The 24,042-nt window shown below is 62.0% G+C and carries 22 protein-coding genes and 1 pseudogene; 16 read left to right on the top strand and 7 right to left on the bottom strand.

The genetic code is table 11. The features are described 5' to 3' along the window. Positions 1-829: hypothetical protein (locus B597_RS47240; RefSeq protein ID WP_031323173.1), on the bottom strand; the 829-nt coding region annotated here is incomplete at its 3' end. 684 nt (positions 830-1,513) lie between these two features. Here B597_RS47240 and B597_RS25390 point away from each other — a divergent pair. The 3 genes and pseudogenes from B597_RS25390 to B597_RS25380 form a co-directional block, all read left to right on the top strand. Next, a pseudogene (locus B597_RS25390) lies at positions 1,514-2,290 on the top strand (radical SAM protein); the annotation flags it as partial. A 98-nt stretch (positions 2,291-2,388) separates the two neighbouring features. Then, positions 2,389-3,000: a DUF4823 domain-containing protein gene (locus tag B597_RS25385; RefSeq protein ID WP_003296866.1), complete on the top strand. Its 612-nt coding sequence runs from the start codon at positions 2,389-2,391 to the stop codon at positions 2,998-3,000. Between the two features lie 50 nt (positions 3,001-3,050). Beyond that, positions 3,051-3,617, top strand: coding sequence for a DUF1285 domain-containing protein (locus B597_RS25380; protein WP_003296867.1), 567 nt, complete (start codon positions 3,051-3,053; stop codon positions 3,615-3,617). Positions 3,618-3,683: 66 nt separating this feature from the next. Here B597_RS25380 and B597_RS25375 read toward each other — a convergent pair whose 3' ends face one another. Then, the gene (locus B597_RS25375) at positions 3,684-5,339 is read right to left on the bottom strand and encodes an electron transfer flavoprotein-ubiquinone oxidoreductase (RefSeq protein ID WP_003296868.1); all 1,656 of its coding nucleotides are present in this window, start codon (positions 5,337-5,339) and stop codon (positions 3,684-3,686) included. Positions 5,340-5,669: 330 nt separating this feature from the next. Here B597_RS25375 and B597_RS25370 point away from each other — a divergent pair, with 330 nt between their 5' ends. Then, a complete protein-coding gene (locus B597_RS25370; RefSeq protein ID WP_024161593.1) occupies positions 5,670-6,419 on the top strand; it encodes an electron transfer flavoprotein subunit beta/FixA family protein in 750 nt (249 codons plus the stop codon). Continuing rightward, positions 6,420-7,349 carry an electron transfer flavoprotein subunit alpha/FixB family protein gene (locus B597_RS25365; protein ID WP_003296624.1) on the top strand — a complete coding sequence of 310 codons (930 nt, stop codon included), beginning with the start codon at positions 6,420-6,422 and terminating at the stop codon, positions 7,347-7,349. It abuts the gene before it with no gap. A 66-nt stretch (positions 7,350-7,415) separates the two neighbouring features. Here B597_RS25365 and B597_RS25360 read toward each other — a convergent pair whose 3' ends face one another. Beyond that, positions 7,416-7,676 carry a hypothetical protein gene (locus B597_RS25360; protein WP_024161592.1) on the bottom strand — a complete coding sequence of 87 codons (261 nt, stop codon included), beginning with the start codon at positions 7,674-7,676 and terminating at the stop codon, positions 7,416-7,418. On the opposite strand from B597_RS25360, the gene B597_RS25355 reads away from it, so the two are divergent. The 4 genes from B597_RS25355 to B597_RS25340 all read left to right on the top strand — a co-directional run bounded on the left by B597_RS25355 (position 7,675) and on the right by B597_RS25340 (position 11,208). Then, on the top strand, positions 7,675-8,499 hold the full coding sequence (locus B597_RS25355) for a substrate-binding periplasmic protein (RefSeq protein WP_024161591.1): 825 nt from the start codon (positions 7,675-7,677) through the stop codon (positions 8,497-8,499). The genes B597_RS25360 and B597_RS25355 overlap by 2 nt on opposite strands. A gap of 11 nt (positions 8,500-8,510) precedes the next feature. After that, on the top strand, positions 8,511-8,867 hold the full coding sequence (locus B597_RS25350; RefSeq protein WP_003296620.1) for a DUF4398 domain-containing protein: 357 nt from the start codon (positions 8,511-8,513) through the stop codon (positions 8,865-8,867). Beyond that, the gene (locus B597_RS25345; protein ID WP_003296619.1) at positions 8,864-9,661 is read left to right on the top strand and encodes an OmpA family protein; all 798 of its coding nucleotides are present in this window, start codon (positions 8,864-8,866) and stop codon (positions 9,659-9,661) included. The genes B597_RS25350 and B597_RS25345 overlap by 4 nt, the downstream gene beginning before the upstream one ends. Before the next feature lie 110 nt (positions 9,662-9,771). Then, positions 9,772-11,208, top strand: coding sequence for an aminotransferase-like domain-containing protein (locus tag B597_RS25340; protein ID WP_003296618.1), 1,437 nt, complete (start codon positions 9,772-9,774; stop codon positions 11,206-11,208). A gap of 247 nt (positions 11,209-11,455) precedes the next feature. Here the strand turns inward: B597_RS25340 and B597_RS25335 are convergent, their stop codons facing one another. Continuing rightward, the gene (locus B597_RS25335) at positions 11,456-14,020 is read right to left on the bottom strand and encodes a bifunctional diguanylate cyclase/phosphodiesterase (protein ID WP_003296617.1); all 2,565 of its coding nucleotides are present in this window, start codon (positions 14,018-14,020) and stop codon (positions 11,456-11,458) included. 110 nt (positions 14,021-14,130) lie between these two features. Continuing rightward, positions 14,131-14,298: a DUF2897 family protein gene (locus B597_RS46185; RefSeq protein WP_003296616.1), complete on the bottom strand. Its 168-nt coding sequence runs from the start codon at positions 14,296-14,298 to the stop codon at positions 14,131-14,133. Positions 14,299-14,475: 177 nt separating this feature from the next. Here B597_RS46185 and pyrF point away from each other — a divergent pair, with 177 nt between their 5' ends. Next, positions 14,476-15,171: an orotidine-5'-phosphate decarboxylase gene (pyrF, locus tag B597_RS25330; RefSeq protein ID WP_024161590.1), complete on the top strand. Its 696-nt coding sequence runs from the start codon at positions 14,476-14,478 to the stop codon at positions 15,169-15,171. A gap of 50 nt (positions 15,172-15,221) precedes the next feature. On the opposite strand, the gene B597_RS25325 is transcribed toward pyrF, so the two are convergent. After that, a complete protein-coding gene (locus B597_RS25325; RefSeq protein WP_003296613.1) occupies positions 15,222-16,226 on the bottom strand; it encodes an NADP-dependent oxidoreductase in 1,005 nt (334 codons plus the stop codon). Positions 16,227-16,443: 217 nt separating this feature from the next. Here B597_RS25325 and B597_RS25320 point away from each other — a divergent pair, with 217 nt between their 5' ends. Next, the gene (locus tag B597_RS25320; protein ID WP_003296611.1) at positions 16,444-17,205 is read left to right on the top strand and encodes an SDR family oxidoreductase; all 762 of its coding nucleotides are present in this window, start codon (positions 16,444-16,446) and stop codon (positions 17,203-17,205) included. 136 nt (positions 17,206-17,341) lie between these two features. On the opposite strand, the gene B597_RS25315 is transcribed toward B597_RS25320, so the two are convergent. Further along, positions 17,342-18,529: a benzoate/H(+) symporter BenE family transporter gene (locus B597_RS25315; protein ID WP_003296610.1), complete on the bottom strand. Its 1,188-nt coding sequence runs from the start codon at positions 18,527-18,529 to the stop codon at positions 17,342-17,344. Positions 18,530-18,768: 239 nt separating this feature from the next. Here B597_RS25315 and fliE point away from each other — a divergent pair, with 239 nt between their 5' ends. From fliE to fliI, 5 genes are read left to right on the top strand one after another with little or no spacing between them, the layout of a single operon-like run. Then, positions 18,769-19,098 carry a flagellar hook-basal body complex protein FliE gene (gene fliE / locus B597_RS25310; RefSeq protein ID WP_003296608.1) on the top strand — a complete coding sequence of 110 codons (330 nt, stop codon included), beginning with the start codon at positions 18,769-18,771 and terminating at the stop codon, positions 19,096-19,098. Between the two features lie 13 nt (positions 19,099-19,111). Next, the gene (fliF, locus tag B597_RS25305) at positions 19,112-20,893 is read left to right on the top strand and encodes a flagellar basal-body MS-ring/collar protein FliF (protein WP_024161589.1); all 1,782 of its coding nucleotides are present in this window, start codon (positions 19,112-19,114) and stop codon (positions 20,891-20,893) included. Then, positions 20,886-21,902: a flagellar motor switch protein FliG gene (fliG, locus tag B597_RS25300; RefSeq protein ID WP_003296606.1), complete on the top strand. Its 1,017-nt coding sequence runs from the start codon at positions 20,886-20,888 to the stop codon at positions 21,900-21,902. The genes fliF and fliG overlap by 8 nt, the downstream gene beginning before the upstream one ends. Before the next feature lie 18 nt (positions 21,903-21,920). Then, positions 21,921-22,691, top strand: coding sequence for a flagellar assembly protein FliH (gene fliH, locus B597_RS25295; RefSeq protein WP_003296605.1), 771 nt, complete (start codon positions 21,921-21,923; stop codon positions 22,689-22,691). Then, the gene (fliI, locus tag B597_RS25290) at positions 22,681-24,039 is read left to right on the top strand and encodes a flagellar protein export ATPase FliI (protein ID WP_003296604.1); all 1,359 of its coding nucleotides are present in this window, start codon (positions 22,681-22,683) and stop codon (positions 24,037-24,039) included. Before fliH ends, fliI begins: the two co-directional genes overlap by 11 nt. Positions 24,040-24,042: the final 3 nt, after the last annotated feature.

Genomic DNA, 24,042 nt, shown 5'->3' with positions numbered 1-24,042 from the left:
GGTCGCTACTGCGATCCGTAAGCCAGTCGAGGGTCGCCCATGTTTTTCCGACGCCCTCCCAGCCCACTACAGCAGCAGGTGCTTCAGTCGTATCTCTGCCAGACCACCAGTGGGTCAGCGCTACGAAGCTGCTCGCTCGCCTGATCGTAGTTGAATAGTGACCGCCCGCTGTGTCCTGCCCAAGGACTGCCGTAGATGCGCAAGGTTTAGTCCACAGCTTTTTCAGATGGTGTATCGACAGCGAGCGCAAGCGCTCGAAGCCCAGATGCCAACTTTCAAGATCGCGAGTGAGCGACGCCAAAACAGCTGCACCATCTACCTGCAGCTCGCGTGCGAGATTTTCGGCTTCAGTCGAGACAAACGTTCCGAGAACCTCGGGAGCCGCAGTGCAGAGTGCCGCCAATGCAGGGAATAAATTCGGTTTCCAATCAATAACGATGATGGGAACCCCAATCTGATCACTCTTGCTCAAGAGCGCCATTTCGAGCTGCTCGGGGGCCGCACGAGTAGCGACAAGAAACCACCCCTCCAGCGAGGGATCACGCGACAGAGCGTCATCGACCTCTCCTTGCAGCTCTCGGTCACTCAGACTCGTCGTGTCTCCGTAGCGCTTAGTCTCAATTCGGAAGCGACGCCCTTGACGCCCCGCAGGGCCAGCATCCCCCCCAAATTGAAAGCCCGATTTGGCAACCCCGATCCCGACCTGAGTAAGCGAACTAATCAATGCCGCAGCTAATTTCTCCAACTGGGCGGGATTAATTTCATCCTGAAGGATCTCTTTCAAACGCATCAAACGGTCTTCGAGAGTAAGAGCTGGAATTTTAGTCATCAGGTGATTATTCCAATTGCATATATTCAAACGGAGTCTGCAGAGCCATTTAGCCCATCTCAGCGGAGTTGCGAGAGGAAGGGATAAATAATCCGCCAAAAAGCGATTTATCAAGATTCAGTTTAGATAGGCCTAGGGGAAGCTTATACACCACCAGATGTCTCCGGGCAGCCAAGTATGTGAGGTGCCCCAACCTACGTGAGCATGTTCACGCCTACTTTTGGCCGGAGTCTGACGTATGTGAGTGGCAGCTCAGCCGATAGGGGCCTGTCACCAGCGTCCTCTAGGCTGAAAGCGAACCCTCATATCCTGACTCAAAAATTTCGACACGGACAGCTCTGCTCCTAAGCTGACGGGGGCCATTGAGATGCGTGAATACAGCCACATTGTTCAGATTACGGCGCTTGCGGTGAGGGCGGGGTCCAGATTGATCTTGGTTAGATGAGGCTAAATCCACAGTAGGGTCTGCTTGGATGGTAGGTGCCCCTTTGTTATGGTGCGGATTCGAGAAATCAGCTCCTAATTGACGTCGTGGCGAGTGGCCCTGATTGGGGTTAAAGAGCCTCACGATTTAGGATGAGTATTTTTTCGCATCTTAGAAATTATCCTAAAACGAAGCCGCCAAAAACCGGCGCTGAAGCACTGATGTGACATTTTTAAGACCTTCTAGGGCTAGCTTCCTGAGAAATGTTCACCGCGCCGCAGAAGAAGTTTCGTGCCCGCGACGAGGCCGAGGTGCTCGATGAGATTCGTCGTTGCGCAGAACGGCTGATCGTCCAGCGGGTGTTCCTGGCTGATGGTGACGCGCTGGTGTTGCCCACCCGAAGGCTGCTGAAGATCCTTGAACAGATTCGCCAGAGCCTGCCCGAGGTACAGCGCGTCTCCAGTTATTGCCTGCCGCGTAACCTGCGCAAGAAATCCGTCGATGAGCTGCGAGAACTGGCAGAGGCCGGACTTGCCATGGCGTATGTCGGTGCCGAGTCGGGTGATGACGAGGTGCTGGCGCGCGTCAACAAGGGCGAAACATACGAGTCGACCCTTAGTGCGCTGGACAAGTTGGGGCAGGCAGGCATTGCCCGCTCGGTGATGATTCTCAACGGGCTGGGTGGCCGCGGCCTGAGTCGTCAGCATGCGCGCAATTCCGCGCGGCTGATGAATGCAGCGCAGCCCGAGTTCCTCTCCACGCTGGTGGTCAGCTTCCCGCAAGGCGAGGCGCGCTTTCGGCAAGCCTATGAAGGCTTCGAGCCTTTGACGCCGCCCGATCTGCTTCGCGAGCTGGAATGGCTGCTGGCCGATCTCGAGTTGAGCGATACGGTTTTCCGTAGCGACCATGCATCCAATTACCCGGTGCTCAAAGGTACGCTCGGGGCCGACAAGCGGGGGCTGCTACGCCGTGTGCGCGAGGCCATCGGATATCCGCGCAACGCGCCCTTGCGTCAGGAGTGGCAGCGCGGGCTGTGATCGAGCGGTGCTATCGCTGCCGTCGTGCAATCTGGCTTGGATGCTGCATTGCCGATCGGGTCGCCGGTTTTCCGTCGCCGGCCCCGGGAGATAAGTTCATGCGTTTTTCACTAGCAGTGCCAGGCCTGCTGGCGATGCTCGTGCTGACTGGCTGCATGAAAGTCAGCGACATGGCCGAAGGTACTCGCTATCACCTTCGCGACGCCGGCATTCTCGACCATAGCGAAACGCGTCGCTCCAGCTCCTGGCGCCTGCAGCCGGACTCCTTCATTTATATCGCGCAGGGGCATTTCGTGCCGCCGGGCGATGTATACCCACGACCGAATATCGTGGCAGAGGAAGCCTTCAGCGGCTTTGTCGAATACTTCCCCATGGTGCGCCGTGCGCGTGATCCTGCTGGGTTGGAGGAGGCCATGGAGCAGGCGTCGGCGGCCGGTGCCCATTACCTGCTGTATCTGCGTTTTGCTGCGGCGGATGACCGCATCGGCAGCTTCGACGAGTTTAACAACCAGCGCGCAATGGATCGCCTTGGTGTCGATTCCGGCGTGGTTCAACTGATGCTGATCGAAACGGGAACCCGCTATCTGGTCGATACGGCCCGGATTCGTAGCCGTGGTGGCGTGCTGGGTATCTATGATGCCAGGCCAGAGCAGCTCCTGCGGCCGCCATTGCAGGACTATGCTCGTCGGTTACTGGGTCTGCCGCGCTGACGGATGTGGCAGTATCGAGCCAGACATTGCGGCGAGCCGAGGAGCTCCTGATGAACGAGACAGGCAAGGCCGGAGATCTGCTGGCGCAGCTTTCCGCAGGCGGGAAGAAAGGACTGCCGCCGGTGCATCTGTGGAATCCCCCGTTCTGCGGCGACCTGGACATGCGCATTGCCCGCGACGGCTCCTGGTATTACCAGGGTACGCCCATCGGGCGTGCGGCGATGGTGCGCCTGTTTTCCACGGTGATTCGTCGCGACGGCGAGGAGTACTTTCTGGTTACACCGGTGGAAAAAGTCGGCATCCAGGTCGAGGACGCGCCGTTCGTCGCTGTTCGGCTGGAGGTGAGTGGGCTGGGGCAGGAACAGTGTCTGCGTTTCGTCACCAATGTCGAGGACGAAGTGCAGGCTGGTGTCGAGCATCCGCTGCGCGTGGCCATCGATCCGCAGACCCAGGAGCCGTCGCCCTATGTACATGTGCGCGCCAACCTCGAGGCGCTGATTCATCGCAACGTGTTCTATCAGCTCGTGGAGCTGGCCGTGCCCGGCCAGGTAGACGGTGAGAGCTGGCTCGGTGTTTGGAGTGGCGGGGTATTCTTTCCCATCGGTCGCGCCGAGTAGCGGCCCCGGTGTTTCGCTTTGCCAGGCTAATGAAAAAGGCTCCCGAGGGAGCCTTTTTTGCTGGTCTTACATGTTGGGGTAGTTCGGCCCGCCGGTGCCTTCCGGCGCTACCCAGGTGATGTTCTGCGCCGGGTCCTTGATGTCGCAGGTCTTGCAGTGCACGCAGTTCTGCGCGTTGATCTGGAAGCGCTTGCTGCCGTCGTCGTTGCTGACGACTTCATAGACGCCTGCCGGGCAGTAACGCTGTGCCGGCTCGTCGTACAGCGGCAGGTTCTTCTCGACCGGGATGCTCGGGTCGGTCAGCTTCAGGTGAACCGGCTGGTCTTCTTCATGGTTGGTGTTGGAGAGGAATACCGAGCTGAGCTTGTCGAAGCTGAGCTTGCCGTCCGGCTTCGGGTAATCGATCTTCTTCGCCTCGGCCGCCGGCTTCAGGCAGGCATGGTCCGGCTTGGTGTCGTGCAGGGTGAAGGGGATCTTGCCACCGAAGATGTTCTGGTCGATGAAGTTGAACGCACCACCCTTGATCGCGCCCCACTTGTGGATCGCCGCGCCGAAGTTGCGGCTCTTGTACAGCTCGTCATACAGCCAGCTGTTCTTGAAGCCCTCTTCGTAGGCAGTCAGCTCATCGCCGCCCTCGCGCCCGGCGAACAGGGCGTCGGCAACGGCTTCGGCGGCCAGCATGCCGGACTTCATGGCGGTGTGGCTGCCCTTGATCTTGGCGAAGTTCAGCGTGCCGGCATCGCAGCCGATCAGCGCGCCACCGTTGAATACCATCTTCGGCAGGCAGTTCAGGCCGCCCTTGGCAATGGCGCGGGCGCCGTAGGACACGCGCTTGCCGCCTTCCAGGTATTGCTTCACCACCGGATGATGCTTGTAGCGCTGGAATTCATCGAACGGCGACAGGTGCGGGTTGCTGTAGGACAGGTCGACGATCAGTCCCACGACTACCTGATTGTTCTCCAGGTGATAGAGGAACGAGCCGCCGGTATTCTCGTCGTTCAGCGGCCAGCCAGCGGTATGCACGACCAGGCCCTGCTCGTGCTTGGCCGGGTCGATGTCCCACAGTTCCTTGATGCCGATGGCATAGTGCTGCGGATCGACATTGGCGTTGAGCTGGAAGCGGCTGATCAGCTGCTTGCCGATGTGCCCGCGGCAACCTTCGGCGAACAGGGTGTACTTGGCGCGCAATTCCATGCCCGGCGTGTACATGCCTTCCTTGGGATTGCCTTCGCGATCGACGCCGAGATCGCCGGTCAGGATGCCCTTGACCACGCCTTCTTCATCGATGAGTGCTTCCTGGGCGGCGAAGCCCGGGTAGATTTCCACGCCCAGGTTCTCTGCCTGCTGCGCCAGCCAGCGACACAGGTTGCCCAGGGAAATGATGTAGTTGCCCTCGTTGTGCATGGTCTTGGGAACGAATGCATTGGGCAGCTTGCTGGCCGATTCGGCGTTCTTGAGCAGGTAGATGTCGTCGCGCTTGACCGCGGTGTTCAGCGGTGCTTCGAGTTCCTTCCAGTTGGGGAACAGTTCATTGAGCGCGCGCGGCTCGAACACCGCGCCGGATAGAATGTGTGCGCCGACTTCGGAGCCTTTCTCGACGACGCAGACGCTGATTTCCTGGCCGGCGTCGGCGGCTCTCTGCTTCAGGCGGCAGGCTGCGGATAGGCCTGCAGGGCCGGCGCCGACGATGACAACGTCGAATTCCATGTATTCGCGTTCCATTAGGCTTTCTCCTACTCAGGGCTTGGTTGTTATATAAGTGGTGGAGGGCTGTGATCGGTCCCTGACCGAGCCGGGCCGGCGCATTATATCTAGACACTCGGATCGGTCCAATACAAACGTTTGTTTGAATTTTCTGCAAGCCTGTTAGAATCGGCCGAACCGCGAGGTTATGACGGGTCATATGCGTTGTTGACCCCGTCTGCGGCCTGCGGTCAAGATACGGACGGTTTGCAATCGCCGAACAGGGCAGCGGCTATCGAAACCCAAGCCACGAGCAAGGCTCGGTTCGCCTCGGCGGAATTCTATTCACCGGAGAGTAACGAGGAATCCATGAAGGTTCTTGTAGCTGTCAAACGAGTGGTCGATTACAACGTCAAGGTTCGCGTCAAGGCGGACAATTCCGGCGTTGACCTCGCCAACGTCAAGATGTCGATGAACCCCTTCTGCGAAATCGCCGTGGAAGAAGCCGTACGCCTGAAAGAGAAGGGCGTGGCGAGCGAAATCGTCGTCGTCTCCATCGGTCCGACCGCTGCTCAGGAGCAGCTGCGCACCGCGCTGGCACTGGGCGCCGATCGCGCCGTGCTGGTCGAGTCCAATGACGAGCTGAACTCGCTGGCGGTCGCCAAGCTGCTCAAGGCCGTGGTCGACAAGGAGCAGCCGCAACTGGTCATCCTCGGCAAGCAGGCCATCGACAGCGACAACAACCAGACCGGGCAGATGCTCGGCGCACTGACCGGCTATGCCCAGGGCACCTTCGCCTCCAAGGTGGAAGTGGCGGGCGACAAGGTCAACGTGACCCGCGAAATCGACGGCGGCCTGCAGACCGTCGCGCTCAGCCTGCCGGCGATCGTGACCACCGACCTGCGCCTGAACGAGCCGCGCTACGCGTCGCTGCCGAACATCATGAAGGCCAAGAAGAAGCCGCTGGAAGTGCTGACCCCGGATGCACTGGGCGTCGCCACCGCTTCCACCGTGAAGACCCTGAAAGTCGAAGCGCCGGCTGCCCGCAGCGCCGGCATCAAGGTCAAGTCCGTGGCTGAACTGGTCGAGAAACTGAAGAACGAGGCGAAGGTAATCTAAATGACTATCCTGGTTATCGCTGAACACAACAACGCCGTCCTCGCGGCCGCGACCCTGAACACCGTTGCTGCCGCTGCCAAGATCGGTGGCGACATCCACGTACTGGTAGCCGGCAGCGGTTGCGCTGCCATCGGCGAGGCCGCCGCGCAGATCGAAGGCGTGGCCAAGGTACTGGTTGCCGATGACGCAGCCTATGCCAACCAACTGCCGGAAAACGTCGCGCCGCTGATTGCCGATCTGGCGAAGGATTACAGCCACGTGCTGGCCGCTGCTACCACCAACGGCAAGAACTTCCTGCCGCGCGTCGCCGCCCAACTGGACGTCGACCAGATCTCCGAGATCATCGCGGTTGAAAGCGCCGATACCTTCAAGCGCCCGATCTATGCCGGTAACGCCATCGCGACCGTGCAGTCCAGCGCCGCGATCAAGGTCATCACCGTGCGTGCGACCGGCTTCGATGCCGTGAATGCCACCGGCGGTTCGGCTGCGGTCGAGCAGATCTCCGGCACCGGCGACGTCGGCAAGTCCGCCTTCGTCGGCGAAGAGCTGGCCAAGTCGGATCGTCCGGAGCTGACCGCTGCCAAGATCGTTGTTTCCGGTGGTCGCGGCATGCAGAACGGCGACAACTTCAAGCACCTGTACTCGCTGGCCGACAAGCTCGGCGCGGCAGTCGGCGCCTCGCGTGCCGCGGTCGACGCCGGTTTCGTGCCGAACGACATGCAGGTCGGCCAAACCGGCAAGATCGTCGCACCGCAGCTGTACATCGCGGTCGGTATCTCCGGTGCCATCCAGCACCTGGCCGGCATGAAGGACTCCAAGGTGATCGTCGCGATCAACAAGGACGAGGAAGCGCCGATCTTCCAGGTAGCTGACTACGGCCTGGTGGGCGACCTGTTCGAGATCGTGCCGGAGCTGGAAAAGCTCGTCTGAGCAAGATTGCCGTCGAAGAAGCCCGCTCATGTAGCGGGTTTTTTCATGGGCGACCGGTTTCGCCAGTCACGGCCAGACTGGGGCACGAAGCCAGGGGAACATGGCAATAACACCCAGCACGCGCGTGCCGGTCCTTGCTCGCCGTGCGCTTGCTCCCCCGCACATCGCGCTGTCGCGCGCAGGGTCCGAGGCGAAAGTTGCCAACAGGATTCTGTAGTACGTGACGGGGAAATCGCCTTTTTCCTGAGCGATCAGTCGTCTCGCCAGTGATAAGATCAGCGTGCCCGAGTCAGGCACCTCACCGTTGCGCAATAAGGGGATCTCCATGCGTTTTGCCTTCCCGCTGAAATTGGCTTTGATCGCCCTGGTGCTGGCGATGCCCATCACGGCAATGGCCGCGGGAAAATGCGACCGCCTGGTGGCAACCGGCGCGGCGGACAACCCCCCGTTTCTCTGGCAAGACCCGCAGAACCCAAAACGTCTGATCGGCGCCAACGCCGATCTGCTCGGGCAGATTACCGAGTCGCTTGGTTTGAAGCTGGATCTGCTTTACACCGGCGATCGCGCCAAGGCGCTCGAGGAGGTGCGCAGTGGCAGGGTCGACGTACTGGCTGATGCGACATTGACCGTGCAGCGCCTGGAGCAGCTGGACTTCATTCATCCTGCCATCGTGCAGTTGCAGACCGTGGCTTGGGTGCGTAACGAGCCCGGATTCTTCTACTCCAGTCGCGAGGACTTGCGTGGTCACGCCGGCATGATCGTCGCCGGCAGTCGTTTGGGAAGCGAATTCGATGCTTTTGCCAAGGCGAACCTGCAATTGCAGCAGGCGGCTGGACTGGAGCAAGGGCTGCAGCAACTTGTCGAGGGCGGACGGCAGTATCTGTTGCACGAGCGCTACAGCACCATCGCTGCGGCTGATGCGCGGGGATGGCTGGACAGGATCCAGCGCCTGGAGCCACCGGTCGTGGGCCGCGACATGCACTTGGCCATTTCCCATGACTCGGCCTGTAACGACCCCTGGTTGCGCGGACAACTGGCGCGGAAAATGACAGAATTGCGCGCTGCTGGCGTGCCGGAGCAGTTGCTGGTGCACAACCTGACGGTCTGGAAGAACCAGCAGTCGGATCGGACCAGCGCATCGAAAAAGTAGGATTCGCCGTATTGAAACGACTTACCCCCAGTTCCCTTTTCCTGGCCTTGCTCTTTTTGGGCGGCTGCGCCAGTGATCCGGCTCCAGTGGAGCAGCTGCGCCTGACTGAGCTCGCGGTAGCGCAGGCGCGGTCGCTTGAGTCTGCGCAGGCCTATGACGAGCTTGCACAGGCCGAGACCAAGTTGGACGCTGCCCGCGCGGCATTGGAGGCCGGCGAAAATCGTGAAGCACGTCTGTTGGCCGAACAGGCGGAGCTGGATGCTCGACTTGCCGAGGCCCGAGTACTCGCGGATCAGCGTACAGCGCAGATCGACGATCTCAATCGGCGTATCCAGCGCCTGCGGCAACAGCTGGGAGAAGTAAGGTGACGAGGCGATTTGCAGTAGTACTGGCTGGACTGGTACTGGTTGGCTGCTCCACTCAGGAAACCGAGCGTGAGCTTGGCACGGCGTCCGCTGCCTTGCAGCGGGTGCAGGCCGATTCTGCCGCTCATCGAAGTGCTCCGGAAGATCTGCAGCGGGCGCTGGAAACACTGCAGCGTGCCGAGCGCTTCAATGAGTACTGGGGTGGGGGCGAGGATGCCCGCCATTATGCCTATCTCAGCCAGCGCTACAGTGAAATCGCCCGCCTGCAGGGGGCACTGGTGCAGCACCAGGAGCGGGTCGCGCGCCTGCAGATGGAGCGCGATCGTCTGCGGCGAATGCTGCAGGATGCCAGGCTGATGACGGATGAACAGCAGGGTAGCTGGATGGAAGATCAGCTGATGAGTCTGGCCGCCAGCGAGACGGACCGTGGCCAGGTGATGACGCTGGGCGATGTGCTGTTTCATCCCGACAGCGCGCAGCTGAGCCATTCCGCTAACCGCACTGTACTCAAGCTCGTGCATTTCCTTCAGATCAATCCGCAGCGCAAGGTGCGTATCGAGGGCTATAGCGATAGCCGTGGCGATGCCCAGGCGAATCTCGAGTTGTCGAACGCTCGCGCGCAGATGGTGGCCGATTTGCTCGTGAGCCTGGGAGTCGCTGTCGAGCGCATCGAAGTGCGCGGTTATGGTGAGCAGTTCCCGGTTGCCGAAAACGCTTCAGCCCGTGGTCGTGCGCAGAATCGTCGGGTCGAAATCCTGTTCTCCGACAGAGAGGGCAACCTCGGGCCCGATCGCTGAGGCATACGGGCGCTCGATAGACTGTTTCGTCCACATGCTGCGCAACTGTATCGGTGCGCTCTCGCTTCTGTGCGCTACTGTTACGGTTCAGTTGGCGGGAGACCGGCGAAATGACCAATCTGTTGCTCTATCAGCGTATTGCCCAGCAGCTCGCCGAGGATATCCGGCGCGGCGTCTATCGACCTGGCGAACGCGTTCCTTCGGTGCGCAAGATGAGCCGTCAGCTGAGTGTCAGCCATGCGACGGTCTTGCAGGCCTATGCCAACCTCGAAGACCAGGGCATGATCCGTGCGCGCCCGCAGTCTGGCTTCTATGTTCACCAGACGCCAGTGCTCACGGCGCCAACGCCAGATATCGCGCAAGTCGAGCGGCCAACGCTGGTTACCCGTGGCAGCATCATCAACCAGGTGCTCGGCGAGTCTCGCCGCGAAGGGCTGATTCCCCTGGGGGCGGCAGTTCCGCACGTCGACTACCTGCCAGTGCGTGCCTTGCACCAGCAGCTTGCCAAGGTCACGCGCTTCCAGAGCCCCAGAGCGTTCAGCTACATGTTCAGTCCGGGCTACGAACCATTGCGGCGTCAGGTGGCGATTCGCATGCGCGATGCCGGAGTGGTGGTCGATCCAGACGAAATCGTCATCACCCACGGTTGTGTAGACGCGCTGCAGATGGCGCTGCGCGTACTGACCAAGCCGGGCGATCTGATCGCGGCCGAGTCACCGACATATTACGGACTACTGCAGCTCGCTGATCTGCTGGGCCTGAAGGTCATCGAGATACCCAGCGATCCCGATACCGGGATGAGTCTGGAGGCATTGCAGTTGGCTGCCGGGCAATGGCCGATCAAGGCTCTGGTTCTGACGGCGCGCCTGAGTAATCCGCTGGGTGTCAGCATGCCTGATCACCGTCAGAAGCAGCTGCTGGGTCTGGCGGCGCGGTTCGACATCCAGATCGTCGAAGACGATATCTACGGCGAGCTGATGTTCGACCAGGATCAGGATCAGTACAAGGCGCTCAAGTCCAACGACAAGGACGGCCGTGTCATCTATTGCTCAAGCTTCTCCAAGACCCTGTCGCCCGGCGTTCGTATCGGCTGGATCGTCGCGGGCCGGCATCAGCCAGAGATCGAGCGTCTGCAGACGTTCAGTACCCACTCAGCGTGCAGTGTCACCCAGATGGCGGTGGCGGCGTACCTGGAGAACGGCGGCTACGACCGGCATCTGCGCGCGATACGACAGGAATACCGGAAAAACCTCAGCGCCTTCCAGCTGGCAGTGCAGCGCTACTTTCCCGAGGGCACGCAGATGACCAGGCCCAAGGGCAACTTCATCCTGTGGGTCAGCCTGCCGGTTCGGGTCAATACCCAGGAATTGCACGTACAGGCGCTGGCTCAAGGGATCAGTATCGCGCCGGGACTGATCTTCAGTAACACCGAGCAATTCAACCATTGCATCCGGCTCAATTGCGGGCTGCGATGGAATCACGAGACCGAATGGGCGCTGCGTACACTCGGGCAACTGGCATCGGAGCTGTGTCGGGACGCACAATAGCGGCTCTGACTGGCAACCGGTAAAGGCTCGATCCAGATGCGCAGGTCGCCGCTGTTGTTATTGTCGTGATCCTGCTTGGCGGATGGGCCGGGCGAGCAGTTGGCGTCCGCAGCCGGTGCGCAGGCAAGCCAGCTGTTGGCCCCGCTTTTCGGGGCGGCGGCAGGCTGATTTCCGGCGAAGATGAAGATGAGGCGCTTATCGAGGGCGCCGAAATCCGTTTCGAATTCAAGCGCTGAGGCGAGCAGTCTCAATGCTGCGCAACTGTCCGGGTCAGCAGATCGTGCAGCTCTTCGGCGGGCAGCGGATGGCTCATGTGAAAGCCCTGGACTTCGGTACAACCGTCGTCTCTCAACAGGCGCAGCTGCTCCGCGGTTTCCACGCCCTCGGCTGTCACGCGCATCCGTAGCCCGCGGGCCAGCTCGATCAGTGCGCGCACAATCGAATGATCTTCCATCGACTGGCCGATACCGGCAACGAAGCTGTCGTCGATCTTGATCACGTCGAAGGGGTAGTGACGCAGACTGGTGAGCGACGAGTAGCCCGTGCCGAAGTCATCGACGGCGAGCCGCACGCCGAGCGCCTTGATGCGTTTCAGCAGCGCCAGTGTGCTCTGGGTTTCTTCCAGCAAGGCGCTTTCGGTGATTTCCAGTTCCAGTCGCTCGCCAGGCAGCCCGTTCTCGTTCAGCGCCTGGGTTATTTCCTCCAGCAGCCTGCCATCATGCAGTTGCAGCGGCGACAGATTGACCGACACGATCGTATCGGCCGGCCATCTGGCAGCCTGTCGACAGGCCTGATGCAATACCCAGCGGCCGAGCGGGAGGATCAGGCCGGTTTTTTCGGCGAGCGGTATGAAGAACTCGGGCAGCAGCATGCCGCGTTCGGGATGCTGCCAGCGTAGCAGGGCTTCGGCCCCGATGATTTGCATGCCCTGACTCCGATAGCGCGGCTGGTAGTGCACTTCCAGTTGTCGCTCGGCGATGGCGACCCGCAATTCTTCTTCGCGGCGAAGATATTCGTGCAGGCGCTGGTCCATTTCGCGGCCATAGGCGCGCCAAGTGCCACGGCCGGCACCCTTGGCCTGGTAGAGGGCGATGTCGGCACAGCGCAGCAATTCGTCGGCCCGGGTGGCATCTGTCGGGGCCCGTGCCACGCCGATACTGGTGCCGATGGCAATCTGCTGGTTCTGGTAGGCGAAGGGCGCGCTGAGCTCTTCGATGATCCGAGTGCACAGCCGGTCTATATCGATATCCGTATGCATACGCTGAAGCGCCACGACAAATTCATCGCCACCCAGGCGCGCCACCAGATCACCATCGCGAGTGCATTGACGCAAGCGGGCCGCCACGCCGATCAGCAGTTCGTCGCCAGCGGCATGGCCGAGTGTGTCATTTACCGGCTTGAAGCGATCGAGGTCGATATAAAGCAGTGTGAGTATCGAGCCGCTGCGCAGCGAGGCGATGTGTTGTTCGAGGTAGTCACGCAGGTGGCTGCGATTGGGGAGACCGGTCAGTGCGTCGTGCTGGGAAAGGTACTGGACCCTGGCCTGGGCCTGCGTTTCTTCGGTAATGTCGCTGGCGGTGCCCCGATAGCCGAGCAGCTTGCCATCTCGCTGGATGGCGCGTGCAGCCAGGCGGCAAACACGCTCGCCGCCATCGGCGGCACGGTAGCTGCTGCGCAGCGGCGCTGTTTGCGGCGCCTCGAGCCAGTTCCGTATGGCGGCGCTGTCGCAAATCAGCAGTTCCAGCAGAGGGCGGCCCAGCCACTGCTGGGTTTCATGGCCAGTAATCTGGCGAAACCGACTGGACAGGAAGGTAAGGTGCGTCTGCTCGTCGGTTTCCCAGATCCAGTCCGAGGCGGCCTCGGCGACATCGCGGAAACGCTCCTCGCTGGCTGCCAGTGCACTGCGGCTGGCGGCAAGCCTCGTATAGCTCGCATCCAGCAATTGCATGGCGCGCAACGCTTGGCGGATCAGCAAACAGGCAAGCAGTGCCAGTCCAAGTGCCACTGCGGCAAGGGTTGGCAATGTGATCCATAGCATCAGTCGTCCGGGTTGTGCAGCCTGCCAGGTAAGGCGAACGGCGGTGCCGTCCTCCATGGAAAGCTGAGCGTAGGGGGCATCCTGCGCAACTGGTTCGCTGGTCTGGCGCAACTGCGCGATCGCATATTGCTCGCCGATTGCCTCGAGCCGCTCGGCATCCAGTTGGTCGACGAACAGAAGAATGGAGGCCGGCCCGCGGTCCTCTTCGATGTCGGTGCCACCGCTGGTCAATACCGCGGCTGCCACCAGCGCCGGTTGGCCTTCGGCCCAGAGCAGGGCGGATACGCCGGCTTCCTCTTCCACCGCCTCGCGCGCCCGTGCAAGCAGCTCTGGCAATCCATGTTGCAGGTATTCAAAGGCTTCGATGGGCTGCAGCTGCCCGTGCACCACCGAGTAGGCGGTTTCGCCAGCAGGGCTAATCAGCAGCACGGCGTCATAGCCGAAGTCCTTGTAAAGCGAGGGCCCCATGTTGGCCTGTTCGTAGGCCCAGTCGAGGTCCACCCGCCTGTTGAGGTGCACATAGGCATCGCCCCAGAAGGCGTAGTCGGCGATGGAGCGGGTCATCCACTCATGCTGCGACTGCAATGCCTTGCCAACGAGGAACCGACTCTGTTGCAGGGCATCCTGATCGATTCGCCGGGCGATATGAATCACCGCGACAGCGGCAACCAGCAGCGCAACGACCAGCAGCGCGACCATGCCCGGGAGGATGCGGCGGGCGAAAATGGTTCTGGCCTTCGGCTTTGCCGGGCCATAGAGAGGGGGAGTTCGCATGAGAGAGTCCTTGCCAGAACTGCAATGATCGCGTTTGCACTGGCATAGCACCACTACCGCTGGTACTAGCGGTACCGGATCGCGGCACCGAGCACCACGCGCGTGGCCGGTCAGCGGTCCCGTGACTCCTGTGCGTCCGCCTCCGCATTGCGTTGGGCGATACGCTTTTTCTGTTCATCGGTCAGCGGGATCTTGCGCGCGGTGGAGCGCAACATCAGCAGGCTGCCGACGATCGATCCCAGCGCGACAAGCAGAATTAGCCAGAAATACCAGGGCATGCGTTTCTCCAGGCGGGCGATTGAGTGATTCGGTACGGGCGGTGTATGCACTTTACGTCGGGACGCCGGAGCGGTCACCTGTGGCCGTCAGACTGGAGCGTTCGACCTCGCGAGCGGGCTTTCGTCGCGCGGCAAGTTTTCTGCGACAATGCGCGCCGAATTTTCCGAGGACGTGTCATGACCTGCCAGACTCCGATTATCGTAGCGCTCGACTTCCCATCCCGCGATGCTGCCCTGGCATTGGCACAGCGGCTCGATCCGCAGTTGTGCCGGGTCAAGGTCGGCAAGGAACTGTTTACCCGGTGTGGGCCCGAGGTGGTCGAAGCTCTGCAGGCTCTGGGCTTCGAGGTGTTTCTCGATCTCAAGTTTCACGACATCCCCAACACCACGGCCATGGCGGTGAAAGCCGCTGCCGAGCTGGGTGTATGGATGGTCAACGTGCATTGCTCCGGTGGCCTGCGGATGATGGCGGCCTGCCGCGAAACGCTTGAAAGCGTCGTCGGGCCTGCCCCCCTGCTGATCGGCGTCACCGTGCTCACCAGCATGGAACAGGCCGATCTCGCCGGTATCGGTCTGGATATCGCACCGCAGGAGCAGGTGTTGCGGCTGGCCGGTCTGGCCGCGCAGGCGGGACTCGATGGGCTGGTCTGTTCGGCGCAGGAAGCGGTGCCGCTCAAGGCGCAGTTCCCGTCGTTGCAGCTGGTCACTCCGGGAATCCGTCCGGCCGGCAGTGCACAGGACGATCAGCGACGCATTCTCACGCCCGCCCAGGCCATGGCTGCGGGCTCCGATTATCTGGTGATCGGCCGGCCGATCGCGCAGGCAGCCGATCCGGCGCAAGCGCTGGCAGCCGTGGTGGCCGAGCTGGCATGACGAAAAAAGGCTGGGCCTCACGGCTCAGCCTTTTCGCAGCGGGCAGTTGCTCAGCTGACCTTGAGCACCAGCTTGCCGAAGTTGCCGCCGGTGAACAGCTTCATCAGCGTCTCCGGGAAGGTCTGCAGCCCTTCGATGATATCTTCCTTGCTCTTGAGCTGGCCGCTCGCGAGCCATTCGGCCATGTCGCGCATCGCCTCGGGATAGCGCGTGACATAGTCGGTCACCACCATGCCTTCCATTCGCGCGCGGTTGACCAGCAGCGACAGGTAGTTGGATGGCCCTTTAACCGCTTCCTTGTTGTTGTACTGGCTGATGGCGCCGCAGATCACCACCCGTGCGCCGACGCTGATGCGTTGCAGCACGGTATCCAGGATGTCACCGCCGACATTGTCGAAGAACACGTCCACGCCTTTCGGGCATTCGCGCTTCAAGCCGGCCGCCAGGTCCTCGTTCTTGTAGTCGATGGCGCCATCGAAGCCGAGCTTCTCGGTCAGGAATCGGCACTTGTCCGCACCGCCGGCGATGCCCACCACGCGACAGCCTTTGATCTTCGCGATCTGCCCGGCAACGCTGCCGACCGCGCCGGCGGCGCCGGAGATCACCACGGTCTCGCCTGCCTTGGGCTGGCCCACCGCCAGTAACGCGAAGTAGGCGGTCATGCCGGTCATGCCCAGCGCCGACAGGTAGCGAGGCAGAGGCGCCTGCTGCGGATCGACCTTGTAGAAACCCTTCGGCTCGCCGAGGTAGTACGCCTGCACGCCCAGCGCGCCGTTCACATAGTCGCCTTCCTTGAATCCTGGGTGCTGCGAGGCGATGACCTTGCCCACGCCCAATGCGCGCATCACCTCGCCGATGCCCACCGGCGGGATGTAGGACTTGGCATCGTTCATCCAGCCGCGCATCGCCGGGTCGATGGACAGATACTCGACCTTGACCAGAATCTGATTGGGGCCAGGCTCGCTCACCGGCTGCTCGACGTAGTCGAAGGTTTCCCGGGTCGGCACGCCGATCGGTCGCTGGGCTAGCAGGAATTGCTGGTTGAGCAGGGTCATGAAATCAGCCTCGTGTTTGCGAAAGGTTTGGTTTAGCCCGCCCAGCACCGCGCTGCAAGGTATGTCAGCAGGCTGGAATGCATGGGCATCCAGTTTGGTGATATGACCGTAACGGCAGTTAAATAGGTGAACGCATGGCGGTATAAGTTCGACCGGGAAGCCCTTTGTGGTCATTTGATAGGCACAGGGTCAGTCGAATTCTTCGGGAAGAACAATCATGAGCATGACATTCTCTGGACAGGTCGCCCTGGTTACCGGCGCCGCGGCAGGCATCGGTCGCGCCACGGTGCTGGCATTTGCCGAGCAGGGGCTGAAAGTGGTGCTGGCGGACATCGACGAAGCGGGTATTGGTGACGGCGCAGAGCGCATTCGTGCGGCCGGCGGCGAGGCAATCGCCGTGCGCTGCGACGTGACGCGTGATGCGGAGGTCAAGGCGCTGATCGAGCAGACGCTGGCACATTACGGCCGACTCGATTATGCGTTCAACAACGCCGGCATCGAGATCGAGCAGGGCCGGCTGGCCGAGGGCAGCGAGGCCGAGTTCGACGCGATCATGGGGGTCAACGTCAAAGGCGTCTGGCTATGCATGAAACACCAACTGCCGGTCATGCTGGCTCAGGGCGGTGGGGCGATCGTCAATACCGCGTCGGTCGCAGGGCTGGGCGCAGCGCCCAAAATGAGCATTTATGCGGCATCCAAGCATGCGGTGATCGGCCTGACCAAGTCCGCGGCCATCGAGTATGCCAAGAAGCAGATCCGCGTGAATGCAGTTTGCCCAGCGGTTATCGATACCGACATGTTCCGTCGCGCCTACGAGGCAGACCCGCGCAAAGCCGAATTCGCCGCTGCGATGCATCCGGTCGGACGGGTGGGCAAGGTGGAGGAGATCGCGGCGGCGGTGCTCTATCTGTGCAGCGATGGGGCTGCGTTTACCACTGGCCATGCGCTGGCGGTGGATGGTGGGGCAACGGCTATTTGATTCTTGCTGCTCGAGGCGGGGGCTTTGGGTCGTTCATGCAGGGCTGGCAAGATTCAGGTCATGAGAATGACCGTTTTGATTTCATTCACCTAAGCCAAATCTTGCCAGGCCGGTTGTCTATCCGGCCTCAACGCCCTCAGCTCCGCTCGTTAAGAATCACCAACGTGAGCGCCCCTGCAATCAACCCCCAAAGCGCCGCGCCGATACCGAACAGCGTCAGCCCGGACGCCGTGACCATGAAGGTGATCAACGCCGCCTCCCGCTCATTGGGCTGCTGCATGGCCTGGGTCAGCCCCGAGCCGATCGAGCCGAGCAGTGCCAGCGCCGCGACGGACAGCACCAGTGCCGCCGGAAAGGCCGCGAACAGCGCCGCCAGGGTGGCGCCGAAGATGCCGGCGATGCCATAGAAGACTCCGCACCAGGCGGCCGCAGTGTAGCGCTTGTGCGGATCGGGGTGGGCTTCAGGGCCGGCGCAGATCGCCATGGTGATGGCGGCCAGATGGATGCCGTGGGAGCCGAATGGCGCCAGCAGTACCGAGGCGATACCGGTGGTCGATATCAATGGCGAAGCCGGGACCTGATAACCCTCGGCCCGCAGCACGGCCAGCCCTGGCATGTTCTGCGAGGCCATGGCGATGACGAACAGCGGGATACCGATGCTGAAAACAGCCGCGAAGGACAATGACGGCGTGGTCCATACCGGCACGGCCAGTTGCAGGCTGAAACGCTGGAAATCCAGCAGTCCCGATACGCCAGCGATCAGGCATCCGACCAGCAACGCGGCCAGTACCGCGTAGCGAGGCTGCAGCCGCTTGGCCAGCAGATAGCTGAAGAACATGCCGAGCACCAGTACTGGCTGGACTTCGACGGCGCGGAAGATTTCGCTGCCGATATTGAACAGCACGCCGGCCAGCAGCGCGGCAGCCAGCGATGCCGGCACCCGCCGCATCAGGCGGTCGAAGCTGCCGGTCAGGCCGCACAGGGCGATCAGCGCCGACGCGAAGATGAAGGCGCCGATCGCTTCGGCGTAGGGTACGCCAGGCAGGCTGGTAATCAGCAGGGCAGCGCCCGGAGTGGACCAGGCAACTACCACCGGGGTGCGAAAACGTAGCGACAGGCCGATGCTGCAGATCGCCATGCCGATCGACAGTGCCCAGATCCAGGACGAGATCTGGGCCGTGCTCAGCCCCGCGGCCTGCCCGGCCTGGAACATCAGCACCAGCGAGCTGGTATAGCCGGTGAGCATGGCGATGAAGCCGGCCACGATGGTCGAAGGCGAGCTGTCGCTCAGGGGGCGCAGGTCGGTACGGCTGATCTCGTTCATTGCTGGTCTACGTATTGAAGGTCTGGCTGCCGCCGGTTTCGCGGCCCCTTGCAAGCCTATTGGCTGGAGCCGTGTGGCGTCCCGGTACAGCTGCACACGCATTGGACATGACAGTCGCGTCTCGTGCAAATACAGGTGATCGCCGCGCCTGCCCCTTGGGGGAGGATCTGGCACCCTTGTTGCTATCTAGTCAGTGCTCGCCGTGATGCGTCAAAAAAACCGCGGCTGTGGAGGATTAGATGAGCCAAGGTGTCCAATTCAATCGCTTGATGCTGGAAATGCGGGCCATGCAGACCGATGCCATGGCACGTACCAAGCCGGAGGTGTCGACCCAGGAGGTTGCCGCGCCGAGCTTCTCCGACATGCTGGGGCAGGCGGTGAACAAGGTTCACGAAACCCAGCAGGCCTCCAGTCAGCTGGCTTCGGCCTTCGAGATGGGGCAGGGTGGCGTCGACCTGACCGAAGTGATGATCGCCTCCCAGAAGGCCAGCGTTTCCTTTCAGGCCATGACCCAGGTGCGCAATAAACTGGTGCAGGCCTATCAAGACATCATGCAGATGCCGGTGTGAGGCGGATTGAACCATGGCTGACGCGGTGAGCAACGTCCCGGTGCCGGCTACTCCAGCGGGTGGGAAGAAGCCCTTGCTGGGCTTGTCGTTCCTGGAAAACCTCTCGGAAATGTCCATGCTGCGGCAGGTCGGCCTATTGGTCGGCCTGGCAGCGAGCGTGGCTATCGGCTTTGCCGTGGTGCTCTGGTCGCAGCAGCCGGACTACCGTCCACTGCTTGGCAGTCTGGCCGGTATGGATGCCAACCAGGTGATGGAGACTCTCGCCGCGGCGGACATCGCCTATACCGTCGAGCCCAATTCCGGCGCGCTGCTGGTCAAGGCCAACGATCTGGCGCGCGCGCGACTGAAGCTTGCCGGTGCCGGCATCGCGCCTGCCGACAGCAATATCGGCTTCGAAATTCTCGATAAGGACCAGGGGCTCGGCACCAGTCAGTTCATGGAGGCGACTCGTTATCGCCGCGGCCTCGAGGGCGAACTGGGGCGTACCATTTCCAGCCTTAACAACGTCAAGGGCGCCCGCGTGCATCTGGCGATCCCGAAGAGCTCCGTATTCGTGCGTGATGAGCGCAAGCCCAGCGCTTCGGTCCTGGTGGAGCTCTATCCTGGCCGCGCACTGGAGCCGAGCCAGGTGATGGCGATCATCAACCTGGTCGCTACCAGCGTGCCGGAACTCAACAAGTCACAGATCACTGTGGTGGACCAGAAGGGCAACCTGCTTTCCGACCAGCAGGAGCTCTCCGAGCTGACCATGGCCGGCAAGCAGTTCGACTACAGCCGTCGCATGGAAAGCCTCTATACCCAGCGTGTGCACAACATCCTGCAGCCGGTGCTGGGTAGCGGGCGCTACAAAGCCGAGGTTTCGGCGGATGTCGATTTCAGCGCAGTCGAGTCCACCTCGGAGACTTTCAATCCGGACCAGCCCGCGCTGCGCAGCGAGCAGAGCGTCAATGAGCAGCGCCAGAGCAGCCTGCCGCCACAGGGCGTACCGGGTGCCCTGAGCAATCAGCCCCCCGGCCCGGCCGCGGCACCGGAACAGGCCAACCAGGCCGCCGCTGCCAGCGCTGTGGCGCCGGGGCAGCCGCTGCTGGACGCCAATGGCCAGCAGGTCGTGGACCCGGCTACCGGCCAGCCGATGCTTGCGCCGTATCCGGCTGACAAGCGGGAGCAGGCCACACGCAACTATGAGCTCGATCGCTCGATCAGCTATACCAAACAGCAGCAGGGGCGTTTGCGCCGCCTGTCGGTGGCGGTGGTGGTCGATGACCAGGTATCGCTCAATGCGGCGGGCGAGGCCGTGCGTGTGCCATGGAATGCCGACGATCTGGCGCGCTTCACTCGTCTGGTGCAGGACGCGGTCGGCTTCGACGCCAGCCGTGGCGACAGCGTCAGCGTGATCAATACCGCGTTCGTGGCGGATAGCGCCGGGGAAACCTTCGAAGAGATCCCCTTCTACTCCCAGCCGTGGTTCTGGGACGTGGTCAAGCAGGTACTAGGCGTACTGTTCATCCTGGTGCTGGTGTTCGGTGTGCTGCGTCCGGTACTCAAGAGTCTCACCAATCCTTCGGCCGGCAAGGGCCTGCAGGTTGCCGGCGGGCCAGGGGAGCTGGATGAAGAGGGCGGTCTGGATGCCGGGCTGGCCAACGACCGCGTAAGCCTGAGCGGTCCGCAGAACATCTTGCTGTCGAGCCCCAGCGAGGGATACGAAGCCCAGCTGAATGCGATCAAGAACCTGGTGGCCGATGACCCGGGACGGGTAGCCCAGGTGGTGAAAGAATGGATCAACGCCGATGAGTGACAATCGAGTTACAGCCAAGCTCACCAAGGTTGACAAGGCCGCCATCCTCCTCCTTTCCCTGGGCGAGACCGATGCCGCGCAGGTGCTGCGTCATCTCGGGCCGAAGGAAGTGCAGCGGGTCGGTACTGCGATGGCGCAGATGCGCAACGTGCAGCGGGTGCAGATCGAGGAGGTAATGAGCGAATTCGTCGAGATCGTTGGCGATCAGACAAGCCTGGGCGTCGGCTCCGACGGTTATATCCGCAAGATGCTCACCCAGGCGCTGGGCGAGGACAAGGCGGGCGGTCTGATCGACCGCATCCTGCTGGGCGGCAACACCAGCGGCCTGGACAGTCTGAAATGGATGGAGCCGCGTGCCGTGGCCGATGTCATCCGCTACGAACACCCGCAGATCCAGGCCATCGTGGTGGCCTATCTGGACCCGGACCAGGCCGGCGAGGTGCTCTCGCATTTCGATCACAAGGTGCGGCTGGACATCGTCCTGCGCGTTTCCTCGCTCAATACCGTACAGCCCGCCGCGCTGAAGGAGTTGAACCTGATCCTGGAGAAGCAGTTCTCCGGCAGCACCAATACCAGTCGTGCCAGTCTCGGCGGCGTGAAGCGTGCCGCGGACATCATGAACTACCTGGACAGCTCCGTCGAAGGCCAGTTGATGGATGCTATCCGCGAGGTGGACGAGGACCTGTCCACCCAGATCGAAGACCTCATGTTCGTCTTCGACAACCTTGCCGAGGTCGACGACCGTGGCATCCAGATACTGCTGCGTGAGGTATCCTCCGACGTGCTGGTGATGGCGCTCAAGGGCGCCGACGACGGCATCAAGGAAAAGGTCTTCAAGAACATGTCCAAGCGCGCCGGCGAGTTGCTGCGCGACGACCTCGAAGCCAAGGGGCCGGTGCGCGTCAGCGACGTGGAAAATGCCCAGAAGGAAATTCTCACCATCGCTCGCCGCATGGCCGAGGCCGGGGAAATCGTCCTGGGCTCCAAGGGCGGCGAGGAAATGATCTAACGGGGCAAAACTTCAGTCATGGCCAAGGACAACCCCAGCGATCTCATTCGCGCGAAGGATGTCAGTCTCTTCGATCGCTGGTCCCTGCCCAGTTTCGACTCGCAAAGCGAGGAAGCGGAACAGCCGGTAGCCGAGCAAGAGCCTGTCGAAGAACTGGCACGCAGCGAGGATGTCCCGGTCGAGGAAGTCAAACCGCTGACGCTCGACGAGCTCGAGGCGATTCGTCAGCAGGCCTACAACGAAGGCTTCGCCACGGGCGAGAAGGACGGTTTCCATGCCGGCCAGCTCAAGGCCCGGCAGGATGCCGACGCTGCCCTGGCGCCGCGCCTGAAAAGCCTCGAGCGGCTGATGGGCCAGTTACTCGATCCGATCGCCGATCAGGATCGCGATCTGGAGCACGCCATGGCTACGCTGATCAGTCATATGGCGCGCGAAGTGATCCAGCGTGACCTGCTGATCGACTCCAGTCAGATCCGCGAGGTGTTGCGCGAAGCGCTGAAGCTGCTGCCCATGGGGGCGAGCAATGTGCGGATCCATGTCAATCCGCAGGATTTCGAGCTGATCAAGGCGCTGCGCGAGCGCCATGAGGAAAGCTGGCGAATTCTGGAGGACAGCAGCCTGCTGCCCGGTGGCTGCCATATCGAAACCGAGCATAGCCGCATTGATGCCAGCATCGAGACCCGCCTGAGCCAGGCCATCAAGCAACTGTTCGAGCAGCAGCGGGAAAACGCAACCCATCCTCCACCGGCTGATCTGAACATCGACCTGGATGTGCCCGATGCGTCTTGAACGGGTCAGCTTCGCCAGGCGTTTCGAGACCTATGGCGACGCGATCAAGCTGCCTGGCCAGCCGGTGCTGGAAGGGCGACTGCTGCGGATGGTCGGTTTGACCCTGGAGGCCGAGGGGCTTCGCGCGGCGGTCGGCAGCCGCTGTCTGGTGATCAACGACGACAGCTATCATCCCACCGAGGTCGAAGCCGAGGTGATGGGCTTTTCCAGTGGCAAGCTGTTCCTGATGCCGGTCGGCAGCCTGGCCGGCATAGCGCCCGGCGCCCGGGTCGTGCCGCTGGCCAATACGGGTCGCCTGCCCATGGGCATGTCGATGCTCGGTCGGGTACTCGACGGTGCCGGTCGCGCCCTCGATGGCAAGGGCGGGATGAAAGCCGAAGACTGGGTGCCGATGGACGGGCCGGTGATCAACCCGCTCAAGCGCCATCCGATCAGCGAGCCGCTGGATGTCGGTATCCGCAGTATCAACGGACTGCTTACGGTCGGGCGCGGTCAGCGTCTCGGCCTGTTCGCCGGTACCGGCGTCGGTAAATCGGTGCTGCTGGGCATGATGACCCGCTTCACCGAAGCCGACATCATCGTCGTCGGGCTGATCGGCGAGCGCGGCCGCGAGGTCAAGGAATTCATCGAGAACATCCTTGGCGAAGAGAGCATCAAGCGTTCGGTGGTGGTTGCATCACCTGCCGACGAGGCGCCTTTGATGCGCCTGCGCGCCGCCCAGTACTGCACGCGCATCGCCGAGTATTTCCGCGACCAGGGCAAGAACGTGCTGCTGCTGATGGATTCGCTGACCCGCTACGCCCAGGCCCAGCGCGAAATCGCCCTGGCCATCGGCGAGCCACCGGCAACCAAGGGCTACCCGCCGTCGGTATTCGCCAAGCTGCCCAGCCTGGTCGAGCGTGCCGGCAACGCCGAGCAGGGCGGCGGCTCCATCACCGCTTTCTATACGGTGCTCTCGGAGGGCGACGACCAGCAGGACCCGATCGCCGATGCCGCCCGCGGCGTGCTCGACGGACACATTGTGCTGTCGCGCCGGCTGGCCGAAGAGGGCCATTACCCGGCCATCGATATCGAGGCGTCCATCAGTCGCGTGATGCCGCAAGTGGTGAGTCCCGAGCACGTCCGCGCCTCGCAACGCTTCAAGCAGCTCTGGTCGCGTTATCAGCAGAGTCGTGACCTGATCAGTGTCGGTGCCTATGTGCCAGGCGGCGATCCGGAAACGGATATGGCCATCGCACGGCAGGCTGAAATGGTCGGCTATCTGCGCCAGGGCCTCGATGAAAGTGAAGTCTTGCCAAGGAGCGCCGCGCAACTGGCGTCGCTCTTCAATTCCCGGCAAGGCGGTTAACCG

Source organism: Stutzerimonas stutzeri KOS6 (assembly GCF_000307775.2).
Lineage (GTDB): Bacteria > Pseudomonadota > Gammaproteobacteria > Pseudomonadales > Pseudomonadaceae > Stutzerimonas > Stutzerimonas stutzeri_B.
This window is presented reverse-complemented; position numbering and strand designations above follow the sequence as displayed.

Coding starts and splice junctions, on each gene's coding strand:
- B597_RS25385 (WP_003296866.1), top strand. CDS start 2,389: ATGCGTTTTTCACTAGCAGTGCCAGGCCTGCTGGCGATGCTCGTGCTG.
- B597_RS25380 (WP_003296867.1), top strand. CDS start 3,051: ATGAACGAGACAGGCAAGGCCGGAGATCTGCTGGCGCAGCTTTCCGCA.
- B597_RS25375 (WP_003296868.1), bottom strand. CDS start 5,339: ATGGAACGCGAATACATGGAATTCGACGTTGTCATCGTCGGCGCCGGC.
- B597_RS25370 (WP_024161593.1), top strand. CDS start 5,670: ATGAAGGTTCTTGTAGCTGTCAAACGAGTGGTCGATTACAACGTCAAG.
- B597_RS25365 (WP_003296624.1), top strand. CDS start 6,420: ATGACTATCCTGGTTATCGCTGAACACAACAACGCCGTCCTCGCGGCC.
- B597_RS25355 (WP_024161591.1), top strand. CDS start 7,675: ATGCGTTTTGCCTTCCCGCTGAAATTGGCTTTGATCGCCCTGGTGCTG.
- B597_RS25360 (WP_024161592.1), bottom strand. CDS start 7,676: ATGGAGATCCCCTTATTGCGCAACGGTGAGGTGCCTGACTCGGGCACG.
- B597_RS25340 (WP_003296618.1), top strand. CDS start 9,772: ATGACCAATCTGTTGCTCTATCAGCGTATTGCCCAGCAGCTCGCCGAG.
- B597_RS25335 (WP_003296617.1), bottom strand. CDS start 14,020: ATGCGAACTCCCCCTCTCTATGGCCCGGCAAAGCCGAAGGCCAGAACC.
- B597_RS46185 (WP_003296616.1), bottom strand. CDS start 14,298: ATGCCCTGGTATTTCTGGCTAATTCTGCTTGTCGCGCTGGGATCGATC.
- pyrF (WP_024161590.1), top strand. CDS start 14,476: ATGACCTGCCAGACTCCGATTATCGTAGCGCTCGACTTCCCATCCCGC.
- B597_RS25325 (WP_003296613.1), bottom strand. CDS start 16,226: ATGACCCTGCTCAACCAGCAATTCCTGCTAGCCCAGCGACCGATCGGC.
- B597_RS25320 (WP_003296611.1), top strand. CDS start 16,444: ATGAGCATGACATTCTCTGGACAGGTCGCCCTGGTTACCGGCGCCGCG.
- B597_RS25315 (WP_003296610.1), bottom strand. CDS start 18,529: ATGAACGAGATCAGCCGTACCGACCTGCGCCCCCTGAGCGACAGCTCG.
- fliE (WP_003296608.1), top strand. CDS start 18,769: ATGAGCCAAGGTGTCCAATTCAATCGCTTGATGCTGGAAATGCGGGCC.
- fliF (WP_024161589.1), top strand. CDS start 19,112: ATGGCTGACGCGGTGAGCAACGTCCCGGTGCCGGCTACTCCAGCGGGT.
- fliG (WP_003296606.1), top strand. CDS start 20,886: ATGAGTGACAATCGAGTTACAGCCAAGCTCACCAAGGTTGACAAGGCC.
- fliH (WP_003296605.1), top strand. CDS start 21,921: ATGGCCAAGGACAACCCCAGCGATCTCATTCGCGCGAAGGATGTCAGT.
- fliI (WP_003296604.1), top strand. CDS start 22,681: ATGCGTCTTGAACGGGTCAGCTTCGCCAGGCGTTTCGAGACCTATGGC.